This window comes from Nocardia bhagyanarayanae (genome assembly GCF_006716565.1).
Taxonomy (GTDB): domain Bacteria; phylum Actinomycetota; class Actinomycetes; order Mycobacteriales; family Mycobacteriaceae; genus Nocardia; species Nocardia bhagyanarayanae.
Genome location: NZ_VFPG01000001.1, coordinates 6,021,670 through 6,044,355, shown reverse-complemented (window position 1 = coordinate 6,044,355; position 22,686 = coordinate 6,021,670). Strand labels below are relative to the sequence as shown.

General features: G+C 69.8%; 20 protein-coding genes and 1 pseudogene. 9 read left to right on the top strand and 12 right to left on the bottom strand.

What is annotated here, in order from left to right:
• Positions 1–7: 7 nt before the first annotated feature.
• The 5 genes from FB390_RS26425 to FB390_RS26405 all read right to left on the bottom strand — a co-directional run bounded on the left by FB390_RS26425 (position 8) and on the right by FB390_RS26405 (position 4,116).
• On the bottom strand, positions 8–679 hold the full coding sequence (locus FB390_RS26425; protein ID WP_141811388.1) for a vWA domain-containing protein: 672 nt from the start codon (positions 677–679) through the stop codon (positions 8–10).
• A gap of 101 nt (positions 680–780) precedes the next feature.
• On the bottom strand, positions 781–1,065 hold the full coding sequence (locus FB390_RS26420; RefSeq protein ID WP_141811387.1) for a helix-turn-helix transcriptional regulator: 285 nt from the start codon (positions 1,063–1,065) through the stop codon (positions 781–783).
• Between the two features lie 152 nt (positions 1,066–1,217).
• A complete protein-coding gene (locus tag FB390_RS26415) occupies positions 1,218–1,550 on the bottom strand; it encodes a hypothetical protein (protein ID WP_141811386.1) in 333 nt (110 codons plus the stop codon).
• 1 nt (position 1,551) lies between these two features.
• Positions 1,552–2,148 (bottom strand): toll/interleukin-1 receptor domain-containing protein, encoded by a 597-nt coding sequence (locus FB390_RS26410; protein ID WP_141811385.1) that lies wholly within the window; start codon positions 2,146–2,148, stop codon positions 1,552–1,554.
• A 576-nt stretch (positions 2,149–2,724) separates the two neighbouring features.
• Positions 2,725–4,116, bottom strand: coding sequence for a helix-turn-helix domain-containing protein (locus FB390_RS26405; RefSeq protein WP_484213834.1), 1,392 nt, complete (start codon positions 4,114–4,116; stop codon positions 2,725–2,727).
• Between the two features lie 73 nt (positions 4,117–4,189).
• On the opposite strand from FB390_RS26405, the gene FB390_RS26400 reads away from it, so the two are divergent.
• Both FB390_RS26400 and FB390_RS34455 read left to right on the top strand, forming a co-directional pair.
• Positions 4,190–4,618, top strand: a complete 429-nt coding sequence (locus FB390_RS26400) for a hypothetical protein (RefSeq protein ID WP_185757183.1) — start codon at positions 4,190–4,192, stop codon at positions 4,616–4,618.
• Between the two features lie 252 nt (positions 4,619–4,870).
• Positions 4,871–6,330: pseudogene (locus FB390_RS34455) on the top strand (flavin-containing monooxygenase).
• 7 nt (positions 6,331–6,337) lie between these two features.
• On the opposite strand, the gene FB390_RS26385 reads toward FB390_RS34455, so the two are convergent.
• Positions 6,338–7,024, bottom strand: a complete 687-nt coding sequence (locus tag FB390_RS26385) for a PaaI family thioesterase (RefSeq protein WP_141811380.1) — start codon at positions 7,022–7,024, stop codon at positions 6,338–6,340.
• A gap of 220 nt (positions 7,025–7,244) precedes the next feature.
• Between FB390_RS26385 and FB390_RS26380 the strand changes: the two genes are divergently transcribed.
• Positions 7,245–7,898 (top strand): HAD family hydrolase, encoded by a 654-nt coding sequence (locus FB390_RS26380; RefSeq protein ID WP_141811379.1) that lies wholly within the window; start codon positions 7,245–7,247, stop codon positions 7,896–7,898.
• Between the two features lie 12 nt (positions 7,899–7,910).
• Here the strand turns inward: FB390_RS26380 and FB390_RS26375 are convergent, their stop codons facing one another.
• The gene (locus tag FB390_RS26375; protein WP_141811378.1) at positions 7,911–8,504 is read right to left on the bottom strand and encodes a TetR/AcrR family transcriptional regulator; all 594 of its coding nucleotides are present in this window, start codon (positions 8,502–8,504) and stop codon (positions 7,911–7,913) included.
• Positions 8,505–8,525: 21 nt separating this feature from the next.
• Between FB390_RS26375 and FB390_RS26370 the strand changes: the two genes are divergently transcribed.
• Both FB390_RS26370 and FB390_RS26365 read left to right on the top strand, forming a co-directional pair.
• Positions 8,526–8,894 (top strand): hypothetical protein, encoded by a 369-nt coding sequence (locus FB390_RS26370; protein WP_141811377.1) that lies wholly within the window; start codon positions 8,526–8,528, stop codon positions 8,892–8,894.
• Positions 8,891–9,403, top strand: a complete 513-nt coding sequence (locus FB390_RS26365; RefSeq protein ID WP_141811376.1) for a hypothetical protein — start codon at positions 8,891–8,893, stop codon at positions 9,401–9,403. The genes FB390_RS26370 and FB390_RS26365 overlap by 4 nt, the downstream gene beginning before the upstream one ends.
• A gap of 11 nt (positions 9,404–9,414) precedes the next feature.
• Here the strand turns inward: FB390_RS26365 and FB390_RS26360 are convergent, their stop codons facing one another.
• Both FB390_RS26360 and FB390_RS26355 read right to left on the bottom strand, forming a co-directional pair.
• Complete coding sequence (locus FB390_RS26360) at positions 9,415–10,224, bottom strand: ABC transporter ATP-binding protein (protein ID WP_141811375.1); 810 nt, start codon at positions 10,222–10,224, stop codon at positions 9,415–9,417.
• A gap of 23 nt (positions 10,225–10,247) precedes the next feature.
• Entirely contained in the window at positions 10,248–10,919 is a 672-nt protein-coding gene (locus FB390_RS26355) for a FadR/GntR family transcriptional regulator (protein WP_141811374.1), read from the bottom strand.
• Between the two features lie 260 nt (positions 10,920–11,179).
• On the opposite strand from FB390_RS26355, the gene FB390_RS26350 reads away from it, so the two are divergent.
• Both FB390_RS26350 and FB390_RS26345 read left to right on the top strand, forming a co-directional pair.
• On the top strand, positions 11,180–12,856 hold the full coding sequence (locus FB390_RS26350; protein ID WP_246124358.1) for a 2-isopropylmalate synthase: 1,677 nt from the start codon (positions 11,180–11,182) through the stop codon (positions 12,854–12,856).
• Positions 12,857–12,918: 62 nt separating this feature from the next.
• Positions 12,919–15,204: a LuxR C-terminal-related transcriptional regulator gene (locus tag FB390_RS26345; protein ID WP_246124216.1), complete on the top strand. Its 2,286-nt coding sequence runs from the start codon at positions 12,919–12,921 to the stop codon at positions 15,202–15,204.
• A gap of 151 nt (positions 15,205–15,355) precedes the next feature.
• Here the strand turns inward: FB390_RS26345 and FB390_RS26340 are convergent, their stop codons facing one another.
• The 3 genes from FB390_RS26340 to FB390_RS26330 all read right to left on the bottom strand — a co-directional run bounded on the left by FB390_RS26340 (position 15,356) and on the right by FB390_RS26330 (position 19,010).
• Positions 15,356–16,210, bottom strand: coding sequence for an alpha/beta fold hydrolase (locus tag FB390_RS26340; RefSeq protein WP_185757182.1), 855 nt, complete (start codon positions 16,208–16,210; stop codon positions 15,356–15,358).
• Between the two features lie 2 nt (positions 16,211–16,212).
• Entirely contained in the window at positions 16,213–17,379 is a 1,167-nt protein-coding gene (gene hsaA, locus FB390_RS26335; RefSeq protein WP_141811371.1) for a 3-hydroxy-9,10-secoandrosta-1,3,5(10)-triene-9,17-dione monooxygenase oxygenase subunit, read from the bottom strand.
• Positions 17,380–17,519: 140 nt separating this feature from the next.
• Complete coding sequence (locus tag FB390_RS26330; protein ID WP_141811370.1) at positions 17,520–19,010, bottom strand: FAD-dependent oxidoreductase; 1,491 nt, start codon at positions 19,008–19,010, stop codon at positions 17,520–17,522.
• Between the two features lie 164 nt (positions 19,011–19,174).
• Between FB390_RS26330 and FB390_RS26325 the strand changes: the two genes are divergently transcribed.
• Positions 19,175–21,598, top strand: a complete 2,424-nt coding sequence (locus FB390_RS26325) for a PEP-utilizing enzyme (RefSeq protein ID WP_141811369.1) — start codon at positions 19,175–19,177, stop codon at positions 21,596–21,598.
• A gap of 142 nt (positions 21,599–21,740) precedes the next feature.
• Positions 21,741–22,664 carry a tyrosine-protein phosphatase gene (locus tag FB390_RS26320; RefSeq protein ID WP_246124215.1) on the top strand — a complete coding sequence of 308 codons (924 nt, stop codon included), beginning with the start codon at positions 21,741–21,743 and terminating at the stop codon, positions 22,662–22,664.
• Positions 22,665–22,686 lie beyond the last annotated feature (22 nt).

Here is a 22,686-nt window from a genome sequence, read left to right as displayed (position 1 = left end):
CACCCCATCAGACGGGGTCCACGTCGAGCGAGACGAAGTCGTCGGGCTTCTCCACCTGCAACGTCGCCTGCCCGGTGGCCAGCGCCGTACCCGAATTGATCACCGACTGGGTGAGCGCCGTGACGAACTTCGAGATCGCGACACCCGTGTCGGTCCCCGCCGCGGCGATGAACGCGTACTTCGGGGCGGTCGCCACTTGCCGGATCACATCAGCGTCGGCCTGTCCGATGCCGAAAGCCAAGATATTCGGGTGTCCGGGGAGGCTCATCAGTTGCGTGCGCGCAGCCTCCCAGCCGTCGCCGGGATTGGGGGCGCCATCGGTCAGGAAGAAGACGGCGGGCCGGTTCACCAGATAGCCGTCGGACTTCAGTTCTCGGATATCGCGCGGGATGCGGTTGCTCAGTTCGGAAAAGGCCGCGGCGAACGATGTCGAACCACGGGCGCGCAGTTCCGGCACGTGGTCCACGTATCGCAAGTCACTCGGCTCCAGGTAGCACACCGCGTCGTCGGAGAATCCCAGGACACAGAACCTGACTTTCGCCGCGGCCATCGCTTCGCCCTGCAAGGTGTCGAACAGGGTGACCAGCCCGGTATTCAAATCCCGAACGTCGTTGACCATCGAATACGATTCGTCGGCAACGAAATAGACCGGCAGTACGGTCGCCTTCGGTTCGTTCATTCGGCACACGCTCCCTTTCCCGATTCGCCCTGAGCACGCCGAACACTACAGTCGCGCAACGGATTCCACTGTCGGCCATTCGACGGACAGCGCACCGCGAACTACAGGTCGTCGATGCCGATGAGCGCGTCCTGCAACGCCCGCACGACGAGCGCGGCTTTGGTGGGCGCGGGCCGCCCGACAGCCGCGTATTTGTCTCTGATCCGGGACAGATGGGTATTGACCGTGCCGGGTGAGATATACAGACGCTGGCCGACTTCCACCTTCGAGTCCGAGGCGAGCCAAGCCAGCAGCACCTCGATCTCACGACCACTGAGGGCCGGCCGCCTCGCGATCCCGCGCGCGTCTGCCCGCGTGCCGTCCTGGCGGCCGAATGTGATGCTCATGAACTATTCCTTCAACAGATTGTGCGTTGGGCGCCCGACTTCTCTCCTGCTACACCCGACGTGATCCATCGACAGGTGATTCCGGCGCATCGAATCCGGTGGTGACCATTCGTGTCACAACCGGGATGCGCCGGACGAAAACCTGCTCACACCTATTTCCAGCGACCGAACAGCTCGCGGATACATCGCCGCGCCAGCACAAATGTGGCGGCGATCAACAGCAGGCCTGTCGCCGAACGGAGTTGGTCGCCACCGTCGCCGGACACTCCGGTGTAGGCGGCCTGGGCATACCAGATGAACACGATGTCGACCAGGAGCAGGACCGCGAGCACATACCACAGGCGGACTCTGCGTACCGCGTTGTTGTGGATGATATTGACGGTCTGCGAACCGTTCTGACTGGACACCACCGTGCCGCCGCGCTTGGCGATATTGACCTGATTCTGTGCGTTGACACTGCTGTTCGATCCCGGGCGGAAGCGCACTTCATCTCCCGCGGGGATCGTTCAACGTGACATTCTGTGGTCCGTTCTGATTGGCGACCACGATGCCGCCGCCGGTCGCGGAATTGGTCTGCGTCTGCGGCGGAGACCTCCGCGCAGGCCCGGCCGCGGGCTGATCCTGCGGCTCGGGAACGGGCGACAAACGTTTGATCAGACCGGCGATATCGTCGTCGAGCGATTGGTGCCGGATACGCCAGCCCTGCGAGAGAGTCAGTTTCCGGATGTCCTCCGGCAGGCTCTCCGGCACCGGGAGCGGCGTGTCGTCCAACAGAACCGGAACCACCGGAATTCCGCGCTCGAACGCGGTGCGCAATTCCATGCGCACCCAATCGCGCTCGTTGTCGATGCACCGTACCCCTCGCTTGTCACGGGCATCGAGCCAGTGCCGACCGATCACCGACACCATCACATCAGTGTCGTCGAGCGCGGCGCGGATGCGACGGGAATACAGCACGCCGAGCGCCAGCGAATCCTGATCGCGGAAGACGTGCACCCTGCCGAAATGGCGCGCCATCTGCTTCGAGATCTGACCGACGGCGTATACACTGTCAATCGTGCGATAATTCAGGAATATTTTCATACTATAGGCAATCCCTCGAAAGAATGTCTCTCCCCACGGGCTGGATTCCGTGCAGGACCGAGCCTCGCCCGGCGGGCGAAAACCAAAGCAGGCGACCAGTTTGCTACATCCTCTCCTCGAATGCCGCGCTCCGTGAGGCCACCCCGACTACCGGCCTACCGCTATATCGGTTCCATTCTGCACCTGTAGCCAGAATTTTGCGGAGCGAACGCGATTGCCGGTCGGGTCATCGAAATGAAAGATTGCACGACGATCCGAAAAGTGCCGGTCGGTTTATAACCCGGCGCCCCGTACGCGGTGGTCGCACCCGCGTCGACTAATGCCGTAATTCGTCCATCCCACTATCCTCACCGGTCCGTTCATATGCGGTACAAGCGCCGTCGCCGCACCCGGGCCACGGACACCGAGCCCGCACGGCAGGTCACTCTCGTTCCTGGCGCGCGAATAGCACGCGGTCGCAAGCACATCCGCCCAGCCGCGGCCGCCGTTCCGGGCTCTTCTCCAGCATCCGGTAGTGGGTGGGAACCCGGCAGGCGTTGTCCGTTGCCCGATCGACCGGCAACGGACAACGCCTGCTCAGCGCTTCGCCAGAGCCGCCATCAGGGCAGCCTGGATGTCATGTGTCCCGCGGTGCCCACGGAAACGAGTGATCGTCCGCGCGAAGTCGCGCAGATCGGCTCGGATCGTCGCCGAATCGACCGAGCGCACGACGTCGAGCAGTGGCCCGATGAGTTCGCTCGCCCGATCCGGCTCGCCCAGCGCGGCGTATACCAGCGCGCGGCGCGTACCGAATCGAGCGTGATCGCGGTCCGAGGGCAGCGGCCGCGACATAGCCCGCTCGAAGAGCGCGGCAGCGGCTGCGAGGTTGCCCAGATCGTATTGGCACCACGCCTCGATGAGAAGCGGACGACCGTGCATGGCAGAAGGTCCGAGCTGCTCGTCACCCTCGAGACGCTGCGCTTGGTCGAAAAGGCTTGCCGCCGTGTCCAAGGCGCGCATCGCGCCGGCATGGTCCAGGCCGATGGCGTATCCCTGGGCCGCGCCCAGTGCGGCCAGCCAGCGGATGCGGGGGTGGATGGCGTCGTCGGCGAGCACCTGCTCGGTTGGCCCGGTCGTCGCGGAGGAATCACCGCGGTACAGGCTCACCACCGCCCTGCGGACAAGGGCATAGCTGGTCATGTCTTCATCGCCGGCGGCCGAGGCCAGCATGACCGCACGGTCGGTCCACCACAGCGACCCGCGGTCGTCACCGCACTCCTGCGCCATCCACCCTGCGAACTCGGCGGTGCGGGCGGCGTGCCGCAGCAGCCGCCGCTGATCCTCGCCCGTGCTCTGCCGGGCCGAGGAGGCCGCGACGTGCGCCTGCGTGATCGCCATAGGCAGCACCAGACTGGGACTGCTGGTGCGGCCGAGGCGCTTCGTCTCCTCGAACAGAACGGCCAGGCCGGGCAGTGTGTCGGTGGAGGTGGGGGCGGGCTGCGGCACCTCGGTCACGGCGGGCGCGCCGGCTTCACCGATCTCGAATATCCCGGAACCGTCGGAGTACAGGCGCAGGTTCCAGTGCGCGTGTGTGTATCCGGGTGCCTCAGGGGCGGGTCCGGTGTCGCGCTCCGGCGGGGTGTCCGCTGGAGCCAGTGCGTGCAGTGCGCCACCGGCGGACAGGACCGCGTCACACTTGCGCGACAGTTGCGCGGAGGGCGACTTGTGCCCGTTCTCGACCTTGCTCAAATGGCTACGGCTGTAGTGCACGAGCTCCGCCAGCTCGCCGAGGGTCAATCCCTGCTGTGTGCGCCGTCGTCGCAGCTCTCGGCCGAATGCAGCTCCTGTCATGTACTTTTCCTCGAACCATCGTCTCCGGTCGCAGAACTTTTTGCACGACAGCCTCTTCCGCCCCGTCGCGGGCGTGCCGAGGGCGCCAACAGCAACCCTTCGGTTTTCGCGAGTGTACCGCCGGTAACCGTGTGGCACAGGAGAAGCGCTGGATGGCCGCCTCGGCGGTGCGCTGACGAATCACGCTGTGTCAGAGAAAGATTGGACCCACATGAATACCGACTATCGAGTCAAGCATCTCGAGATGTTGCAGACGATCATCGCGCGACTGAGTCAGCAGTCCTTCACGGTGCGCGGGTGGTCGGTGACCCTCGTCTCGGTGATCTTCGCGCTCTTCACCGCGCAGTCCCAGGACCGATCGGAGTTGATTCTGCTGGCGCTGGCGCCCGCGTGGATCTTCTGGGGACTGGACGGCTACTACCTGAGCCTGGAACGCCGCTACCGCCGCCTCTTCGCCTCTGTGGCGCAGCAGTTGCAGACCGCATCGCCATCCGGCCCGCACCCGTTCGACATGATCTCCGATTCCGGCCAACCGTTCCGCGACCTTGCGCGCGCCGCCGTCGCGCCCAGCGTGGCGGCGATCCCGGCGGTACTGACCGCGCTGATCATCGGGTACTGGGCGTTCGTCGTCACGACGTGATCGCCTGTCGCCTCGAGGCCTTCCGCCGGGCCGCCGCGCGTCATAGCGTTGAGTTATGGCAGCAACGCCGCGACGCCTTGCTCTCGCCGACGTCATCGCCCGGCGGCGTTCGGCGTGGGTGCCTCACTCGGCCGGGCTGTCGGTGGGCGTGTGCGGCCTGGTGCCGGACGCCGAGTCGGTAGCGGCGTGGACCGGAGCGGTAGCGGATTCCCTACTGATCCGCTGCCGTCCGGACGATCGGAGAACCGAACCATGAGTGCGCCGCGCGAGCCCGCGATCGCGGTGATCGGTGCGGGGATGTCGGGCATCTGCATGGCGATCACGTTGCTGCGGGCGGGTTTTCGTGATGTCACGATCTTCGAGAAGTCCGATCGCTTCGGCGGTACCTGGCGCGAGAACACCTATCCCGGCCTGACCTGCGATGTGCCGTCGCGGTTCTACCAGTTCCGCTTCGCGAAGAACCCGGACTGGTCGCAGTTCTTCGCGCCGGGAGCCGAGATCGAGGAGTACTTCACACGGGTGGCGCGCGAGTACGGGCTGCCGGGCATCACCCGGTTCGGCACGGAGGTGCGCGGCGCGGTGTTCGACGACGGGCGATGGACGGTGACGACCGCGGACGGCGCACGCGAGCGTTACGACTTCCTGCTGTGCGCCACGGGCATCCTGCATCACCCCCGAACGCCGGACCTCCCTGGTCTCGCGGATTTCGCCGGCGCGGCCTTTCATTCCGCGCGCTGGGACCACACCGTCGAGCTAGCGGGCAAGCGCGTCGGCGTGCTCGGCACCGGCTCCACGGGCGTGCAGATCGTGACCGATCTGGCGGGAAAGGCGGGCTGAGCATGTTCCAGCGCACGGCGCAGTGGGTCGCGCCACTGCCGAACGGCCGCTACTCCCGGCTCACCCGCGCCGCGCACCGGCGCTTCCCGGCGCTCGACGAGCTCGGCTACGCGGTCACCCACCGGATCTTCGAGTTCCTGATGGGCGCGCTCATCGAGCCGGGGCCGAAGCGCAAGCTGGTCGGTGGGTTGTGCCGAGCGAATCTGCGCTCGGTGCGCGACCCCGCCCTGCGCGCCGCACTGACACCGGAGTACGAGCCGATGTGCAAGCGGCTGGTGATCTCCGGCGGCTTCTACCGCGCCGTGCAGCGTCCCGACGTGGAGGTGGTGACCAGCGCCGTCGACCATGTCGTGCCGCGCGGTGTCGTGACGGCCGACGGCCGTGTGCGCGACCTGGACGTGCTGGTGCTGGCGACCGGCTTCGACGCGCACGCGTTCATGCGCCCGATGGGCATCGTCGGGGCGGACGGCCGGACACTGGACCAGGCCTGGGCGGACGGCCCTCGGGCCTTCGAAACCGTTGCGCTGCCGGGTTTTCCGAACATGTTCCTGCTGATCGGACCGCACAGCCCGGTGGGCAACTATCCGCTCACCCTGATCGCGGAGACCCAGGCCGAACACATCGCCGGCTGGATCCGCCGCTGGCAGGCGAGGGAGTTCGACACCGTCGAACCGACCGAGACCGCCACCGACCACTACTACGCGCGACTGCGCGCTGCGCTGCCCAAGACGGTGTGGGCCACCGGTTGCCAGAGCTGGTACCTGGGCAAAGACGGCAACCCGGAACTGTGGCCGTGGACCCCCGCCCGCCACCGCGCGCTCATGCGGCGACCGCCGGACCCGGCCAACTACCGGTTCGCGGGCACCTCGAAGTGACCCGTCGTTACTGCTGGCCCGGCTTCAGGACGATGAAGAGGCCGTTGGCCTCGGCGCACAGGCGGTCGCCGTCGTGCAGGGTGGCACGGACGTAGACTTTGCGACCCTCCTGGCGCTCGGCCCACGCGTGCAGCCGGAGTTCGGTGTTCAACGGGGTGATCGAGCGGTAGTCGACGGTGAGCGAGGCGGTGCGGGTGACCGCGCCCGCGTGCACGGCGGCCGCCATGCCGAGCAGGTCGTCGAAGCCGATCGCGATCTGGCCGCCGTGCGCCGCCCGGTTGCCGCCGAGGTGGTAGGTGCGGAAGGTGATGCGAGCCTCCACGCCGTCGCGGTCGGCCCGGTCCACCACGAAGGGCGGCAGCGTGATGTTGCCGCGGGCGGGCAGGTCGACCCGGGTCCAGGTGGGCGCGGACCACTCGTCGACGACGGCGGCGTCGAGCTTGTCGTTGAGCTCCTTGAGGATGGCGATGGTCTCCAGCGCCAGCTCGTCGGACGGCGACGACAACCGCGCCCGGTCCATCAGGCCGCGGACCTGCTCGATGAAGGCGCCGTAGTGCGGCCCGCCGCGGGAGATGTCGACGTCCTGGGTCGCGGCGTCGATCAGCTCGGTCATCGGCCGGAACCCGCCCTCGTGGTGCTCCTCGGTGGGTAGCCGGTCGCTCGGCACCGCGTCGCCGGCCCGCTGTTCGTTCATGACAACAAGTTATCGGTTGCCCGTCGGATGCTCCCGCGCCGGGGGCGGCCGCGCGGGCGGTCCGGTTCCGGCGGCCCCCGGCCGCGACCGGAATCCGCTGCCCCTACGCTGGGTAGCCGATCACCCATCAGGTCACCGAATACACCACGCGAGCTCGGCACGGCGGGCCCCCGACCGCCCGGCGGCCGTGCCCTCGCGAACGGCGAAAGGCGTTGCACCGATGCGTATTACGGCAGTCGTGTTCGACATGGACGGCGTGCTGATCGATTCCGAGCCGGTCTGGGAGCGGGTGCGGCGCGAGTACGTCGCCGAGAAGGGGGGCCGCTGGCTACCGGACACGCAGAAGCGACTGATGGGCATGAGCACGGGGGAGTGGTCGGAGTACCTCAGCGGCGAACTCGGAGTCGGCGAGCCGCCCGAACGCGTGGCCGACGACGTCATCGAGCGGATGGCCGCGCACTACGACCGGAGCGTGCCGCTGCTCCCCGGAGCGGTCGCCGCGGTGCAGCGGATGAGCGAGAACTGGCCACTCGGGGTCGCCAGCTCCTCGCCGAGAACGCTGATCGACACCGTGCTCGGGCGAACCGGGCTGATCGAGTTCTTCGACGTGACGTTCTCCACCGAGGAGGTCGACCGCGGCAAACCCGCGCCGGACGTGTACGTGGCGGTCGCGGGCTTCCTGCGCAAGAAGTCGACCGACTGTGCGGCCGTGGAGGATTCGAGCAACGGGCTGCGCGCCGCGCACGCCGCTGGCATGCGGGTGATCGCGGCGCCGCGACCGGAGTATCCCCTCGACCCCGACGCGCGGGCGCTGGCCGATCAGGTCATCGACGGGCTCGACGAACTCACCCCGGCGCTGGTCGCGGGGAACTGAGCGAACCGCCGGTCAGCGGCGATACGACTCGAGCAGGGTGCGGGCGGCCGCGGTCAGGTCGTCGTCCAGCCAGTCCGGCAGCGCGGGGGCGTGCGCGTGCCTGCGCAGCGCGGCATAGGGCAGATCGACGATCGCGCGGCTGACCGCGTCGATCTCCCGATGGCCGTCCGCACCGAGCAACTCGCGGGTGATACGGCGCAGCTGCTCGATCAACCGGACGTTCATGGCCTCGAGCCGGGCGTGGAACTCGTTGTCCGGGCCGCCGTCGAGCAGGTCGCGCGGGCGCAGCTCGAGCAGCAGCCGGGCGTCCTCGGGCAGCTCACGACCGAACCGGATGGCCGCACCGGCCATGGCGACACCCGCCTCGACGGCGTCGTCGTGGTTCGCGGCCGCCAGGGTTCGCTGCTGAAAGCGGTCCAGCGAGCGGAACCAGACCGCGCTGAGCACGCCGTTGCGGTTGCCGAAGCGGTGATACAGCGTGCCGACCGGCGCGCCGCTGGCTTTGGCGATGGCCGCCACGCTCGCCGCGCGGGGGCCGTCGGCGAGCACGAGAGCGCGTGCTGCGTCGAGGATCACATCGGTGTCGTGCTTGCGAGGTGGCGCCATCTACTAGTACGTTCCTTCTATATGGAGCGATTGTCCTATATCGACCAGCATGCCAGAGATGTCGACGCGAATCGCGACCGGACCTGGAAAGCGCTGCTGAAAGTCATGTGCACGGATCCGCACGACCCCGCTTCGGTGCCCTCCGGATTCGTGCTGGACGCCGCCGAGGAACCGGCCCGCTTCGCGATGAGCGGTCAGCACTGGTTCTCCCGCTACGAGCTGGTCTTCGAACTCGAGGACGAGGGACGGAACCGAACCAAGGTCCGGGCGACGAGCAGGGGAGATTTTCCCGGTCTGCACGGCAAGATCTATCGCGCGCTGGTGGTCGGCAGCGGCGGCCACGCGTTCCTGGTGCGGCGCATGCTCGGCCGAATCGCGGCCGCGGCATGATCAGCGGAACGCTCTGGGGCGCAACAGAAGCCGAACGCGACGACCCACTGCCCTGTGACGAGCTGGAACCCACCGCGCTGCAAGCGGATCGCGCCATCAGCATCGCCGCGCCGCCGACGGTTGTGTACAGCTGGCTGTGCCAATTGCGAGTCGCGCCATACAGTTACGACCTGCTGGACAACTGGGGTCGCCGCAGTCCGCGCGAACGCGACCCGCACCTGACCGAACTCGAGGTCGGCCAGGACTTCATGTCGGTCTTCCGGCTCGACTCGTTCGTCCTGGGACGCCACATCACACTCGTTTCCGGACGGATCGCCGTCACCTACGCCGTGCGTCCGGAGGGTGCGGGCACTCGGCTCGTGGTCCGTGCGCGTTTCGGCACACCGCGGATCGTCGCCCGGCTGCTCGCCTTGGGCGACGTCTTCATGACGCGCAAGCAACTGCTCACGCTGCGCGAGCTGGCCGAGGCCGAAGCGCGGCTCGACACCGCGCACCGTGACGGCGACTGAGCCCCCCGCCGTCACGGGGCGAAGGTACGCAACGGATCGACCTTCGCCCGCGCGGTCCAGCGCCCGCGGTCGTAGGCGACCTCGACGGGGTGGTCGAACGCCGCGGACACGTTGCCGGTGGTCAGGGTCTCCCGGGCGGGGCCCGCGGCGACGGTGCGCCCCTCGGCGATGAGCAGGGCGTGGGTCGTGCTGGTCGGCAGCTCCTCGAGGTGATGGGTGACCAGGACCGAGGCGACTTCCGGATGGGTGCGGTCGAGGTGGTCGATCGTCTCGAGCAGTTGTTCACGCGCGGCCACGTCGAGACCGGTGGTCGGCTCGTCGAAAAGCAACAGCCGGGGTTCGGCGATGAGCGCGCGGGCGATGAGCGCGCGCCCACGTTCGCCTTGCGACAGGGTCGGCCAGGTGTTGTCGCCCTTGCCTTTCAGTCCGACCGACTCGATCATGGCGTCGGCCCTGCGGACCTGCTCGGCGGTGGGCGTCCAGCGCATCGGGGTGTCGATGGTCGCGGTGAGGCCGGTGAGCACGACCGCACGGATGCTGAGCGGGTAGCGCAGCGGATGCCGCGGGTTGACGTGGCCGATCGCGTGGCGCAGCGCGGCCAGTTCGACCCGCCCCATCCGTTCGCCGAAGATGCGCACGGTGCCGGAGGTCGGGAAGGTGACGGCGCCGCAGAAGCCGAGCAGCGTGCTCTTGCCCGCGCCGTTGGGGCCGAGCAGCGCCCAGTGTTCGCCCGCGCGCACGGTGAGCGAGATGCCGTCGATGATCTGCTTGCCCTCGCGGCGGAAGGTCACGTCGGTCAGCTGGAGCACGGGCGCGGTCACGGGTGTTTCCTCCCTCGGATCGATCACGAGAACGCCGCCTTCAGCGCGGTGAGATGGGCGCGGCTGAATTCGGCAGCGGCGGTGGGGTTTCGGTGCGCGATGGCGTCGGCCAGCCGGATGTGCGCCTCGTGGTCCTCCGGTTCGGAGGGGACGGGGCGGATCCTGAGCATGTCGATCATGGCCTGGCGCAGGCGCGGCAGGAAGGTGTCGAAGAGCTGGGTCAGCACGTCGTTGTGCGCGGCGAGGATGACGGCGCGGTGGAACGCCATGTCGGCGTCGACGTGCTCGTCGACGGGTTCGCCCCGCGCCTCACGTGCCGCCAGCGCGCGGCGGATCGCGCGCAGGTCCGCGGGTGTGCGCCGGGCGGCGGCGAGCGCGGCGGCCTCGGCCTCGATGGCGATCCTGGCCTCGATCACCGACGCGATGGCGGCTCGGCGCAGCACCACGTCCCACTCCTCGGTCACGTCCAGCGCGGTGACGAACACGCCCGCGCCCTGGCGGCTGTCCAGCACACCCTTGCCCGCCAGCTCGCGGATGGCTTCGCGCAGCGTGGAACGGCCCACGCCCAGCTGCGCGGCCAGGGTCGTCTCGCCGGGCAACCGGTGCCCGAGCGGCCATTCGCCCGCGCGGACGCGGGCGAGCAGCAACTCGGCAGCCTGCGCGGCGAGCGGGTGGCGGCGGACCTGCGAGACCATCCGAACCTCTCTACTTGTCTGAGGAGTTGTGTAGAGTCTAGCCATCATGACGCGCACGCTTCTGCTTAGCCGCCACGGCGGGGCCTGATTCGACCGGCCGCCCGCCGTGGGGCTTCGTCGTGGCCGGTCACTCTTCGTATGCGAAGGCCGCCTCGGCCGGAAAGCAGACCATGACAACGCGTGTTTTCCCCACCATCCACACCCCTGCGGGCCCCGTCGCCGACGGTGCGCCGCACTGGAACAGGCAGCGGCGTTCGACGATGCCGTCGCACCGCTACCGGCCGGTCCACGACCGCGTGGAAGTTCCCCTGACACAACGTGATTGGCCGAACGCGCGCATCACCGCCGCGCCCCTCTGGGTTCCGGTGGATCTGCGCGACGGCAACCAGGCGCTCGCCGAGCCTATGGATCCCGAACGCAAGCGGCGTTTTTTCGAGTTGCTCGTCGCCATGGGCTACAAGGAGATCGAGGTCGGCTACCCCTCGGCCTCGCAGACCGATTTCGATTTCGTCCGGCTGCTGGCCGAGACCGATCTCGCGCCCGAGGACGTGACGATCGTCGTCTTCACCCCGGCCCGCCGCGACCTCATCGAGCGCACGGTGGAATCGGTGCGCGGCCTGCGCAACGAGGTCGTCGTGCACATGTACACGGCCACCGCGCCGACGTGGCGGGAGGTGGTCCTCGGCAAGGACCGCGACGCGCTGCGCGAGCTGATCCTGGCCGGCGGACGCGATGTGCTCGAGTTCGCCGGTGATCTGCCCTCGGTGCGGTTCGAGTTCTCGCCGGAGGTGTTCAATCTGACCGAACCCGATTTCGTGCTCGACATGTGCGACCGGATGACCACTTTGTGGGACGCGACCCCGCAACGACCCGTGGTGCTGAACCTGCCCGCGACCGTGGAGGTGGCCACGCCGAACGTGTACGCCGACCAGATCGAGTACATGCACCGCAACCTGGCCCGCCGCGACAGCGTGATCCTCTCGGTGCACCCGCACAACGACCGCGGCACCGGCGTCGCCTGCGCGGAACTGGCGGTGCTGGCCGGTGCGCAGCGGGTGGAGGGCTGCGTCTTCGGCAACGGCGAGCGGACCGGCAATGTCGACCTGGCCACGCTGGCGTTGAACCTCCACGCGCAAGGCGTCGATCCGATGATCGACTTCTCCGACGTGGACGAGATCGCCCGCACGGTCGAGTACTGCACCCGCATGCCCATCCACGAACGGCACCCGTACGTCGGCGCGCTGGTGCACACGGCGTTCTCCGGAACCCACCAGGACGCGATCAAGAAGGGCATGGCCGAACACCGCGCCCGCGCCACGGCGACCGGACGGCCGGAGCGTGAGATCGAGTGGCGGGTACCGTATCTGCCGATCGACCCGGCCGACCTCGGCCGTTCCTACGACGCCGTCGTGCGGGTCAACTCGCAATCCGGCAAGGGCGGCATCGCCTACCTGCTGCACACCGAGTACGGCCTGGACCTGCCGCGGCGGTTGCAGATCGAGTTCGCCCGCCGCGTCCAGGCGCACGCCGACGACACCGGCCTGGAGATCACCGCGGCCGAGCTGCACGAGCTGTTCACCGCCGCGTATCTGGACGACCAGGAACCCGCGCCGGTGGTGCTGAAGGAATGGCGCGCGGGCGCCGGGAGCACGGACATCACGCTCACCGTCGACGGCGCGACGTCGACCACCCAGCACCGCGACGTCGGGCCGGTCGAAGCGCTCACCGAGGCGCTCGCCGCGGCGGGGCTGCCGGTGCGGGTGCTCGGCCTGACCCAGCATTCGATCGGCACGGGCAGCGACAGCAGCGCGATCACCTATCTGGAATATCGCGTGGGCGAGCGGACCGATTGGAGCTGCGGCCGCGCCGACTCGGTGCTCGGCGCCTCGCTCGCGGCGGTGGTCCGTGCGGCGAACCGGGCGGTATCGTCCCGCTGAATAGCGGCAAAACGCCCGCCGTGTCGGCCATACGTGCGAAGGTATTCGGCGTGGTGCGGCACGTGACAGGAAACCTCCCCGCGGAGGTGACGAGCTTCGTCGGACGCGGTGATGAACTCGCCGCGGCGAAGCGACTGCTGTCCACCACGCGGGTGCTCACCCTGACCGGCCCCGGCGGCGTCGGCAAGACCCGGCTGTCGCGCCGGGTGGGGGAGTCGGTGCGGCGGGCGTTTCCCGACGGCGTGTGGCTGGTCGAGGTCGCGCACGTCCAGGAGGGGGATCTGGTGGCGTTGAGCGTCGCGCAGGCGCTCGGCCTGCGCGACGACACCAGCGCGCCGCTGGCGGGGCTCACCGAGTTCCTCGCCGACAAGAACCTGCTGCTCATCCTGGACAACTGCGAACACCTGATCGACGCCTGCGCGGCGCTGGTGAGCAGGCTGATCCCGGCCACCACCGGGGTGCGGATCCTGGCGACGAGCCGGGAGCCGCTCGGCGTGGACGGCGAGCAGGTCATGCCGGTCTCGCCGCTGCCCGTCCCGGCGGCCGACGAGCTGACCGGGGAGATCGCCGCGGGCGACAGCGAAGCGCTGCGCCTGCTCATCGACCGCGCGGCGGCGGCCAATCCCGAATTCCGGGTCACCGCGGCGAATCTCCCTGTACTCGCGGCGATCTGCCGCCGCTTGGAGGGCATTCCGCTGGCGCTGGAGCTGGCGGCGCTGCGGCTGCGGATGTTCACGCCGGACCAGGTGCTGGCCCGCCTCGACGACGCCATGCGGCTGCTGACCACGGGCCTGCGCACCGCGCCGCGCCGCCAGCAGACCCTCGAAGCCGCGATCAGCTGGAGCTACGACCTGTGCACGCCCGACGAGCAGCGGCTGTGGGAGCAGCTCGCGGTGTTCGCGGGCGGTTTCGACCTGGACGCGGCCGAGGCGGTGTGCGTGGTCGATCCGCCCGGCGTGTTGGTCGACGCGCTGACCGGACTGGTCGAGAAGTCGGTGCTCGGGCACCGGCACGACAGCGACGGCAGCGGCCGCTACACCATGCTCGAACCGCTGCGGCAGTTCGCGCTGACCAAGCTGGCGGCCGCCGGAGACGAACGGGCCGTGCGCATCCGCCACCGCGACCACTACCACCGCATCGCTCGCCGCGGCCGCACCGCCTACTGGGGCGGCGAGGACGTCGCCTGGTTCCGTGACGTCACCAGGGAGCACGCGAATTTGCGTGCGGCACTTCAATTCTCGCTGTCGGATCCGGACGGCGCGCACCGTGCGCTGGAGATCGCGACCGAACTGCGTCCGTTCTGGGAGCACTACCGGTTCCTGCTGGAGGGTTACCGCTGGCTGGTGGAGGCTATCGGAAAGGACAAGGCGCACACGGTCGATCGGGCCCGCGCGCTGGCGGCCGCGTCGGTGATCGCGGCCATGCTGTCGGACAACGCCGAGGCCACGCGTTACGCCCGCGAATGCGTCGAGCTGGCCGCCGAACTCGACGCCGCCGAGGTCCTCGTCGAGGCGACGTTGCTCTCGGCGCTGCTCACCTTCAGCGAGAACGATCCGCACCGCGCGCTGGAGATCGCGCTCACCGCGGCCCAGCGCGCCAAGGAGGTCGGCCACCACGGCACGGAGATGGAAAGCTTCGCTTTCGCCTACGTGTGCGCGCTGGTGCTCGAGGACGAGCGCGCCGACGACATCGCCGAACGCTTCCTGGCCAAGACCGCCGAACACGGTTCGCATCTGCTGGGCGGGCTCGCGTATTGGGCGGTGGGCACGAATCATTGGCGCCGCGGCGAGCAGGAGCGCGCCGCGGGCGACCTGCGGCGCGCGGTCGAGCAGTTCCGGCTGTTCGACCGATGTGTCTGGACCGCTTCGGGTTTCGACGGACTGGCCTGGGTGTCGGCCGCTGAGGGCGACCAGGTGCGGGCTGCGCGGCTGATGGGCGCGGCGTCCACGGTGCGGCGCGGCAGCACACAGCGACTCGCGCACGCCATGACCGAGGTGGTCGGCGACAAGGTGCGCGAGCAGCTGCATCGGGGCATGGGGGACAGGGAGTTTCGCGCCGCGTTCGACAGCGGCGCCGCGCTCGGCACCGACGAGGCGGTGCGCTACGCGCTGGGCACGGCGCCCCTCGTCGTCGAACGGGCGCCGAAGCCCGCCGCGGCCGACGTGCTCACCCGCCGGGAGAAGGACGTCGCCAAGCTGGTCGCCGCCGGATACAGCAACAAGCGCATCGCGGCCGAATTGGTGATCTCGGTCCGCACGGCGGAAAGCCACGTCGACCACATCATGACCAAACTCGGATTCGAGTCACGGACACAGATCGCCGGGTGGGTCGCCGAGCATCTGCCCTGAAACCTCGAGCGCCGAAACGTTTTGCGTTCTCAGTCGCCGGTCCGGCCGTCGATGCGTTCGCGCAGCAGATCGGCGTGGCCGTTGTGGCGGCGTACTCCTCGATCTTCGATTTTCGGTGCGGGCGGGCCGTGGGCGCGCCCGCACCGTCCGGCTACAGACCGTGCTGGAGGAAATCGGTGACGGCGCGTTCGAAGGCCGCCTTGCGTTCGATCTGCACCCAGTGTCCGCAGCGCCCGAACAGCCGCAGATCGACGTTCGGCAGCTGCCGCGAGGGCAGCAGCGCGCCCTCGACCGGGGTCACCCGATCGTCGCGGCCCCACAGCATCAGCACCTCGTTGCGCAGGCCACGCAGTCGCGCCCAGAGCGGAACCCGTTCGGCCAGTGCGGGATCGGCGAACGTCGCGTACGCGTCGCGGATGGCGGCGATGGCCGCGGGTTCCGCCGCGGCGGCCAGGCGCGCGTCCACGAGCTCGTCGGTGAGGATCCGCTCGTCGAAGACCATGGTGCGCAACCAGGACAGCACCCGCTCCCGCGTCGGGTCGGCGGTGAAGTCGAGCAGCCGCCGGATGCCTTCGGACGGTTCGGGACCCAGCACGTTGACGCCGACCCCGCCCGGCGCCATCAGTACCAGCCGGTCGACCCGTGTCGGGTGCTCGAGTGCGAAGAGGGTGGCCACCGCACCGCCCATCGAGTTGCCGAGCACATGCGCGCTCGGCAACTCCAAGGCGTCGAGCAGGCCGAGCACCGCGTCGGCCGAGATGCGAAGGTAGTTGCGGTCGTACACGTCCGGGCGCGCGCTGGCGCCGAAGCCCGGCTGGTCGAGGATCAAGCAGCGGAAGTGCTCGGAGAGCGTCGCGAGGTTGCCGCCGAAGTTGGCCCAGCCCGATACACCGGGACCCGAGCCGTGCAGCAGCACCAGCGGCGGACCCGAGCCCGCCTCGTGGTAGCGAAGTTTCAGCCCGTCGACATCCACCCAGCGGGTGGTGTCCGCCGCCGTGAGCGTCACCGTCACACCATCCGATCTTCGACGGTCAGGCCGAATTCGCCGCGGCCGAACATGGCCAGCGCGCGCTCCACGTCGTTGATCACGTGCACGCTGCCCGCGTGCGCGTCGCGCCAATGCCGTTCGATGGGGTTCGGCTTGCGGATCGAATGCCCGCCGGAGTTGTCGAAGAGCAGCTCGATCGCCTGGATCGCCCGCTCGGTGCCGCGCACCTGGTCGCGGCGGGTGCGCAGGCGCACCTCGTCCGGAATCGGTTCGCCCGCTTCGGCGTAGCGCAGCTGCTCGGCGATGTTGCGCTCCATCTGGAGGATCGCGGCGTCGATCTCGGAGGCCGCGCGGGCGACCCGGACGTGGGCGAAGCCGTCCTCGGCCACCTTCTGGCCGCCGTAGGACAGCCGCACCCGTTCGCGCATCCGCTCGATGTGCGCCTCATAGGCGCCCTGGGCGGCGCCGATGATGGGCGCGGTGATGGTGTTGGAGAAGACGCCCGCGAACGGAATCTTGTACAGCGCGGCGGGATTCGCCTCCTGGCCGGGTCCGCGCAGCTGCGACTGCTCGGTGGCGCTGTAGGCGCGGTGGTGCGGCACGAACGCCTTATCGATGACGATGTCGTTGCTTCCGGTGCCGGACAGGCCGACCACGTGCCAGACGTCGTCGATGACGTAGTCCGCGCGCGGCACCAGGATCGTCAGGTAATCGCTCGGCTTGCCGTTCTCGTCGGGGGCGAGCGCGCCGAGGAACGCCCACTGCGCGTGGTCACAGCCGGAGGAGAAGCTCCACCGCCCGCTCACCTCGTAGCCGCCCTCGACCGGGGTGAGCAGGCCCGTCGGCGCGTACGACGAGGAGATCAGGGTGTCGGAATCGGCGCCCCACACCTCCTCCTGCGCCGCAAGGGGGAACAGCGCGAGCTGCCACGGGTGCACGCCGAGCACCGAGGACACCCAGCCGGTCGACGGGCACGCCGAGGCGATCGCGCGGATCACCTCGTAGAAGTCCACGGGGGAGGACTCGTCACCACCGAACCGGGCGGGCTGCAGCATCCGGAACACGCCTGCCTCGGTCAGCTCCCGGATGCTCTGCACCGGAACCCGCCGCTGCGCGTCGGTGTCCGCGGCTCGTTCGCGGATCGCCGGAAGCAGATCCCGGACCCGATCGAGCACCTTGTTGGTCATGACGGGTGTCCTCCTGTGTTTCGTCGGGCGGGGACCGCCTGCGCGGCCCCCGCCATGGTGGTGACGCTAGGGCCGTCCGCCCCTCGTCCGGTGGTGTCAGTCCCGGTGATCGGAACCGTGTGAGCTGGGGTTCTCCGCGCTCAGCGGGCGGCGGCGCGGCCCGCGAGGCGGCCGAAGAACGTGCCGTCGCCCAGCGAGGTGCCGCTGATGTAGCCCTCACCGTGCAATCCGGAGCCGGCGCGTCCGGCGGCGAACAGGCCGGGGATCGGCGCGCCGCCGAGATCGAGCACCTCGCCGTCCACGGTGGTGTGCAGGCCGCCGAGGGTGAACACCGACGCGCCGGTCCCGCGCCGGTCGCCGGTCTCCGCCGGCGGGCGCACACCGGCGCGCACGTCGATGGCGGCCAGTGGCGGGGTCAGCGGACGCAGCCACCGCGCCGCCTTGTGGAAGTCGGGATCCGTTCCGCGCGCGGCGAATTCGTTGTATCGCGCGATGGTGGCCGCGAGTGCGCCTGGCGGCGTGCCGAGCAGCTGTTCGAGTTCCTCGGCGGTCTCGGCGACGTGGGTCGGGCGCACGCCCCAGCGCTGCGGTTCGGGCACCGCCTCGTAGGCCTGTTCGTCCAGCACCACCCAGACGTCCATGTCCTGCCGGAACAGCGCGGCCTGGCCGATGCGGCCGGGGTAGGTGTCCTCGTTGACGAAACGCGCGCCGCGTCCGTTGACGACCATGCCGCGGGCCGCGAAGCCGGGTATCAACGAGATGCCGACCTGCCCCGCGGACATGTGGCGCACCGCCGCGCCCACCGCCTGCGCCATCCGGATGCCGCTGCCGTCGTCGGTGCCCGCGCTGACCTTCGTGTGGTGCAGCAGCCGCGGGGCGTGCGCGGCGAGCATCCGATCGTCGTCGACGAATCCGCCCGTGGTGAGCACGACGCCGCGCCGCGCGCGCACCGTGAACTCGCGGCCGTAGCGGCGCGCCACGACGCCGGTGATCGTGCCGTCCTCGGCGCGGATCAGGTTCGTCGCGTAGCTGTCGAATCGCGCCTGGGCGCCGGCGTTCTCGGCCGCCGCGGTGAGCACCTCCATCAGCAGGCGGCCACCGAAGTCGTTGGCGGCGGGCCGGTGCCCGCGCGGAGCGGGTGTCGCGAGTTCGGTGAACGGCCAGCTGTTCTCGCCGAGCCACATGAGTCCGTCGTCGGTCGGCGGCACCCAGGCAGGCGCGTCCCACAGGCTCGGCTTGAACGGCACGCCGCGCGCGACGAGCCAGTGGAAGTGCGCGACGCTGTCGGCGCAGTAGCGCTCGATCTTCGCCTCGTCCGCGCCGGGGCCGAGCGCGGCGCGCAGGAACGCCGCCATCTGCTCGGGGGTGTCGGTGAAGCCGCAGGCCTGCTGGATGGGTGTGCCGCCGCCGAGGTAGATCTCGCCGCCCGACATCGCCGACGCGCCGCCCGGCCCGCCCGAGCGTTCCAGCACCAGCACCCGCGCGCCCGCCTCGGCCGCCTCGAAAGCCGCTGCCGCTCCGGCACATCCGTAGCCGACGACGAGGACGTCGGTGTCGATGTCGTAGGCGCCGACCTCCGCCGCGGCCCGCGGCGCGACCGACCGGGCCGCCGTGCCCACAGTTTCCCTCATGCCTGCGACAGTCGCCCCTCGCCGGGCGCCCGGACACCGGTCATCTCGGTGGCCGATAGCCCCCTCCCGCTCAGTGGGACTGAACCGGTTCGGGCGGTCGCGCACTGGCAAAGGTGTGTGAACGGCGTCACGTTTGTGGGTGGCGCAGTGAGGAGAGGATATCGATGCGGGTCCTGATCACCGGAATCACCGAACCGAGCGGTCGGGCGGTGGCGCGCATGCTGTTGGCCGCCGGGCACGACGTGGCCGGTCTGGACCGCCGGTGGCACCGCTTCGTCGACCCCCGCGTGCGGTTCACCGCGGGTGATCCGGCCGATGCCGCGGCCTGCGCCCGCGCCGTCGCGGGGTGCGACACCGTCGTCCACCTGGCCGGTCCCGCCGTCGGCGCGGTGGCCGCGGCCGCACGGGAAGCCGATGCGCGCGTGGTGGTTCCGGTCGTCGCGGGGGCGCGCTCGGCCGGCGTTCCGGAATCCGAAGTCGCCGAGCGGCTTCGGACATCGGGAGCCGATCACCTGCTGATCCGCACCGCGCTGGTCGCCGGTCGCCGCATCGGTCACGAGACTCGGCGCGCCCTCGAACCGATCCTCGGCGCCAAGTCCGGCGGCGGCTTCCAGCTGCTGCACAGCGACGACTTGGACCGCTTCCTGGTGCTGGCGGCGACCTCGCCGCGGGTCGGCGTCGTCGAACTGGCCGCGCCGGGCCTGGTGACGACCGACGAAGTGCGCGCGATGATGCGCGCCGCCAAGGTCCGCTACTCCGCCTGGGTGCCGGGCTGGTCCGCGCGCAGACCGCTGCTGAATTCCACGGCGGCGCAGGAGGACTGGGGCTTCCGGTGCGGCTGGACCGCGGTCGAGACGGCGGCCGATCTGGTGCGCGGACTCGTCGGCCGCAAGCCGTCGGGCGGTTCCTTCCGTACCCGCAGCGGCGCGATTCCGTTGCCGTCCCATGTCATTCCCTCGCGTGCCGCCACGTCGGACCGGCACCGCTTGGTCGACGTCGCGCCCGAAGGTCTCGAGGGCGAGTTCGACGACCGCGTCGACCCGCGCTATCCGGTGCACACCGCGACGAACACCTCCGAGGCGCTGCCCGGCCCGATGACGCCGCTCACCATCGACCTGCACGCGGGCGCCATCCGGCTCGCCAACGAGGCGATGGGCACCATGATCGCGCTCGACGGAATCGCCTTGGAGCACTGGACGAGCCGGGTGACCACCGTGCTCGGACACCACATCTACATCAACGCCTCGATCGGCGTGCTCGCCGCCGAGAACATGCCGGGCTGGGACGAGGAGAGCATCCGCCGCGACGCCTACGGCAACATCCCCGACGAGATCCCGCTCCAGCCGCACGGAAAGCCGCCGATGCCAACGGGTTTGGCGAGCACCGCGGCCACCGCGCGGGCCACCTCCCGGGTCATCGCCACCGCCCGCCGCTTCGCCGCGACCGCCGAACTGATCAACGCCGCCTCGCACACCGAGGCGCTGACCGCCGAACAGATCGCCGAACTCACCGACGAACAGCTGCACGTGCGCGCGCTGCTCTGGCGCGACCGGCTGCACCAGGCGTGGCAGGCGGCCTCCATCGGCGTCATGATGACGGGCGCGGCCACCGCCGTGCACGCCCGCGGCAAGAACGCGGGCGAGGTCCCGATCGACCTGAACCGGCTGGAATCGGCGAAGCCGATGCTCGCGGTGGAACGGCTCGCCGCCCTCTGCCGTGCCGATTCGGCGCTGCTCGAGATCGCGGGCACGGGTGACGTCGCGGCGGCGCGCGCCGCCTCGCCCGCCTTCGCCGCGGCGCTGGACGAGGAACTCGCCCGGATCGGCCACCGCGGACCCGGCGAATGCGAGCTGATCAACCCGACCTTCGGCGACCGTCCCTCATTGCTGGTCACCGCCGCCGCGCGGGCCGCCCGAATGCCCGCGCCCACACGCGAACCCGTGGATTCCGCGCCGAGCCGCACCGCCCGGATGGCGGCGGGCGCCACGGTCGCCAGGGAACGGGCCCGCGACGCCGTCGTCCGCATCACGCATTGCCTGCGCATGGCGGTGCGGGAGCGCGCCGACCGGCTGATCCGCGCGGGCAAGCTGCGCGAGATCGACGACGTCTGCTACCTGAGCCTGGACGAGATCTTCTGCCTCCCCGCCGATGCGGCCGAGCGGGTCGAGCGCCGCCGCGCCGAACGCAAGCGCCTGCGCGACATCCGGATGCCCGATGTCGTCGCCGGACAGTGGGAACCGGTCGCCGACGCGGGCGCGCTCGCCGCCGACGAGAGCCTCACCGGTATCGGTGTGTGCCCCGGCGTGGTGGAAGGCACCGTGAAGCTGGTCCTCTCGCTCGACGACGACATCGAACCCGGCGACATCCTGGTCGCCTCGGTGACCGACACCGGACACACCGCGATGTTCGCCTACGCCGCCGCGGTGGTCACCGACATCGGCGGCTCCGCCTCGCACGCCGCCATCGTGGCGCGCGAATTCGGCATCCCCTGCGTGGTGGACACCAAGACCGCGACCACCAGCCTGTCCGACGGTCAGCGCGTGCGCGTCGACGGCGCGGCGGGCACGGTGACGCTGCTCGCCGACTGATCACGAAAAATTCTGTCCCGGAGGCGATTCGGGCGGAAACGACGGTACCGCCGCGTCCGGGTAAGCGGAGCGGCGGCGGTGCCGTGCTCACACTTGGGCCCACCGTGCGGAACCGGGTCCATGAACGAAAGGAACACCTTCCGTGACCATTTCACGCGCGATGCGCGGTGTCGTAGCGGCCTCGGCCGCGGTACTGCTCGGAGTCCTGCCGGTCACCGTCGCCCCTGCCCTGGCGGGCCCGGCCGTCCCCGTTCTCGAATCGCCGGGCAAGGCCGACCGCCCGATGGGCTTGGCGCACGCGCCCAACGCCCGCGACATCGGCGGCTACCCGGCCAAGGGCGGCAACCGGATCGCCAACGGCGTCGTCTACCGCGCCGACGCGCTCGCCAAGCTCGACGCGGGTGAACAGCAGAAGCTGGTGGAGCTCGGCATCACCCAAGTGATCGACTTCCGCAGCCCCACCGAGGCGGGCCGCGATCCCGACAAGCTCCCGTCCGGCATCCGCCGCACCGAGCTGCCGGTCTACGACCCCGCCAACGACTTCTTCGTCATGGTGTCCGGGCTGATCCAGGCCGGTCCGGCCAAACAGCAGGAGGTCCTCGGCGACGGCAAGGCCGCCGAGATCATGCGCACCTACTACCGCTGGTTCGTCACCGACCCGACCGCTCGCGGCCAGTTCGCCAGCGCGTTCCGCGAGATCGCGGGCGCCCAGGGCGCGGTCCTCTACCACTGCACCGCGGGCAAGGACCGCACCGGCTGGATGACCGCCATCCTGATGAGCGCGCTCGACGTGCCCAAGGGCCAGATCTACAACGACTTCCTGGAGTCCAACGACAACCTCGCCGCGGGCAACAAGCACCTGCTCGACGCCCTCGTCCAGCAGGGGCTCGTGCAGGATCCCACGCTGTGGGAGCCGATCGTCGGCGTCGACCGTAGCTTCCTCGACGCCGCCTTCGACCAGGTTCAGCAGTCCTACGGTTCCTTCGACCGCTTCCTGAGCGAGGGGCTCGGCATCGACAACGCGACCCTCGAAGCGGTGCGGGCGAAGCTGCTGACCAAGCACTGAGCCGCTGCTCGAGCACTGATCG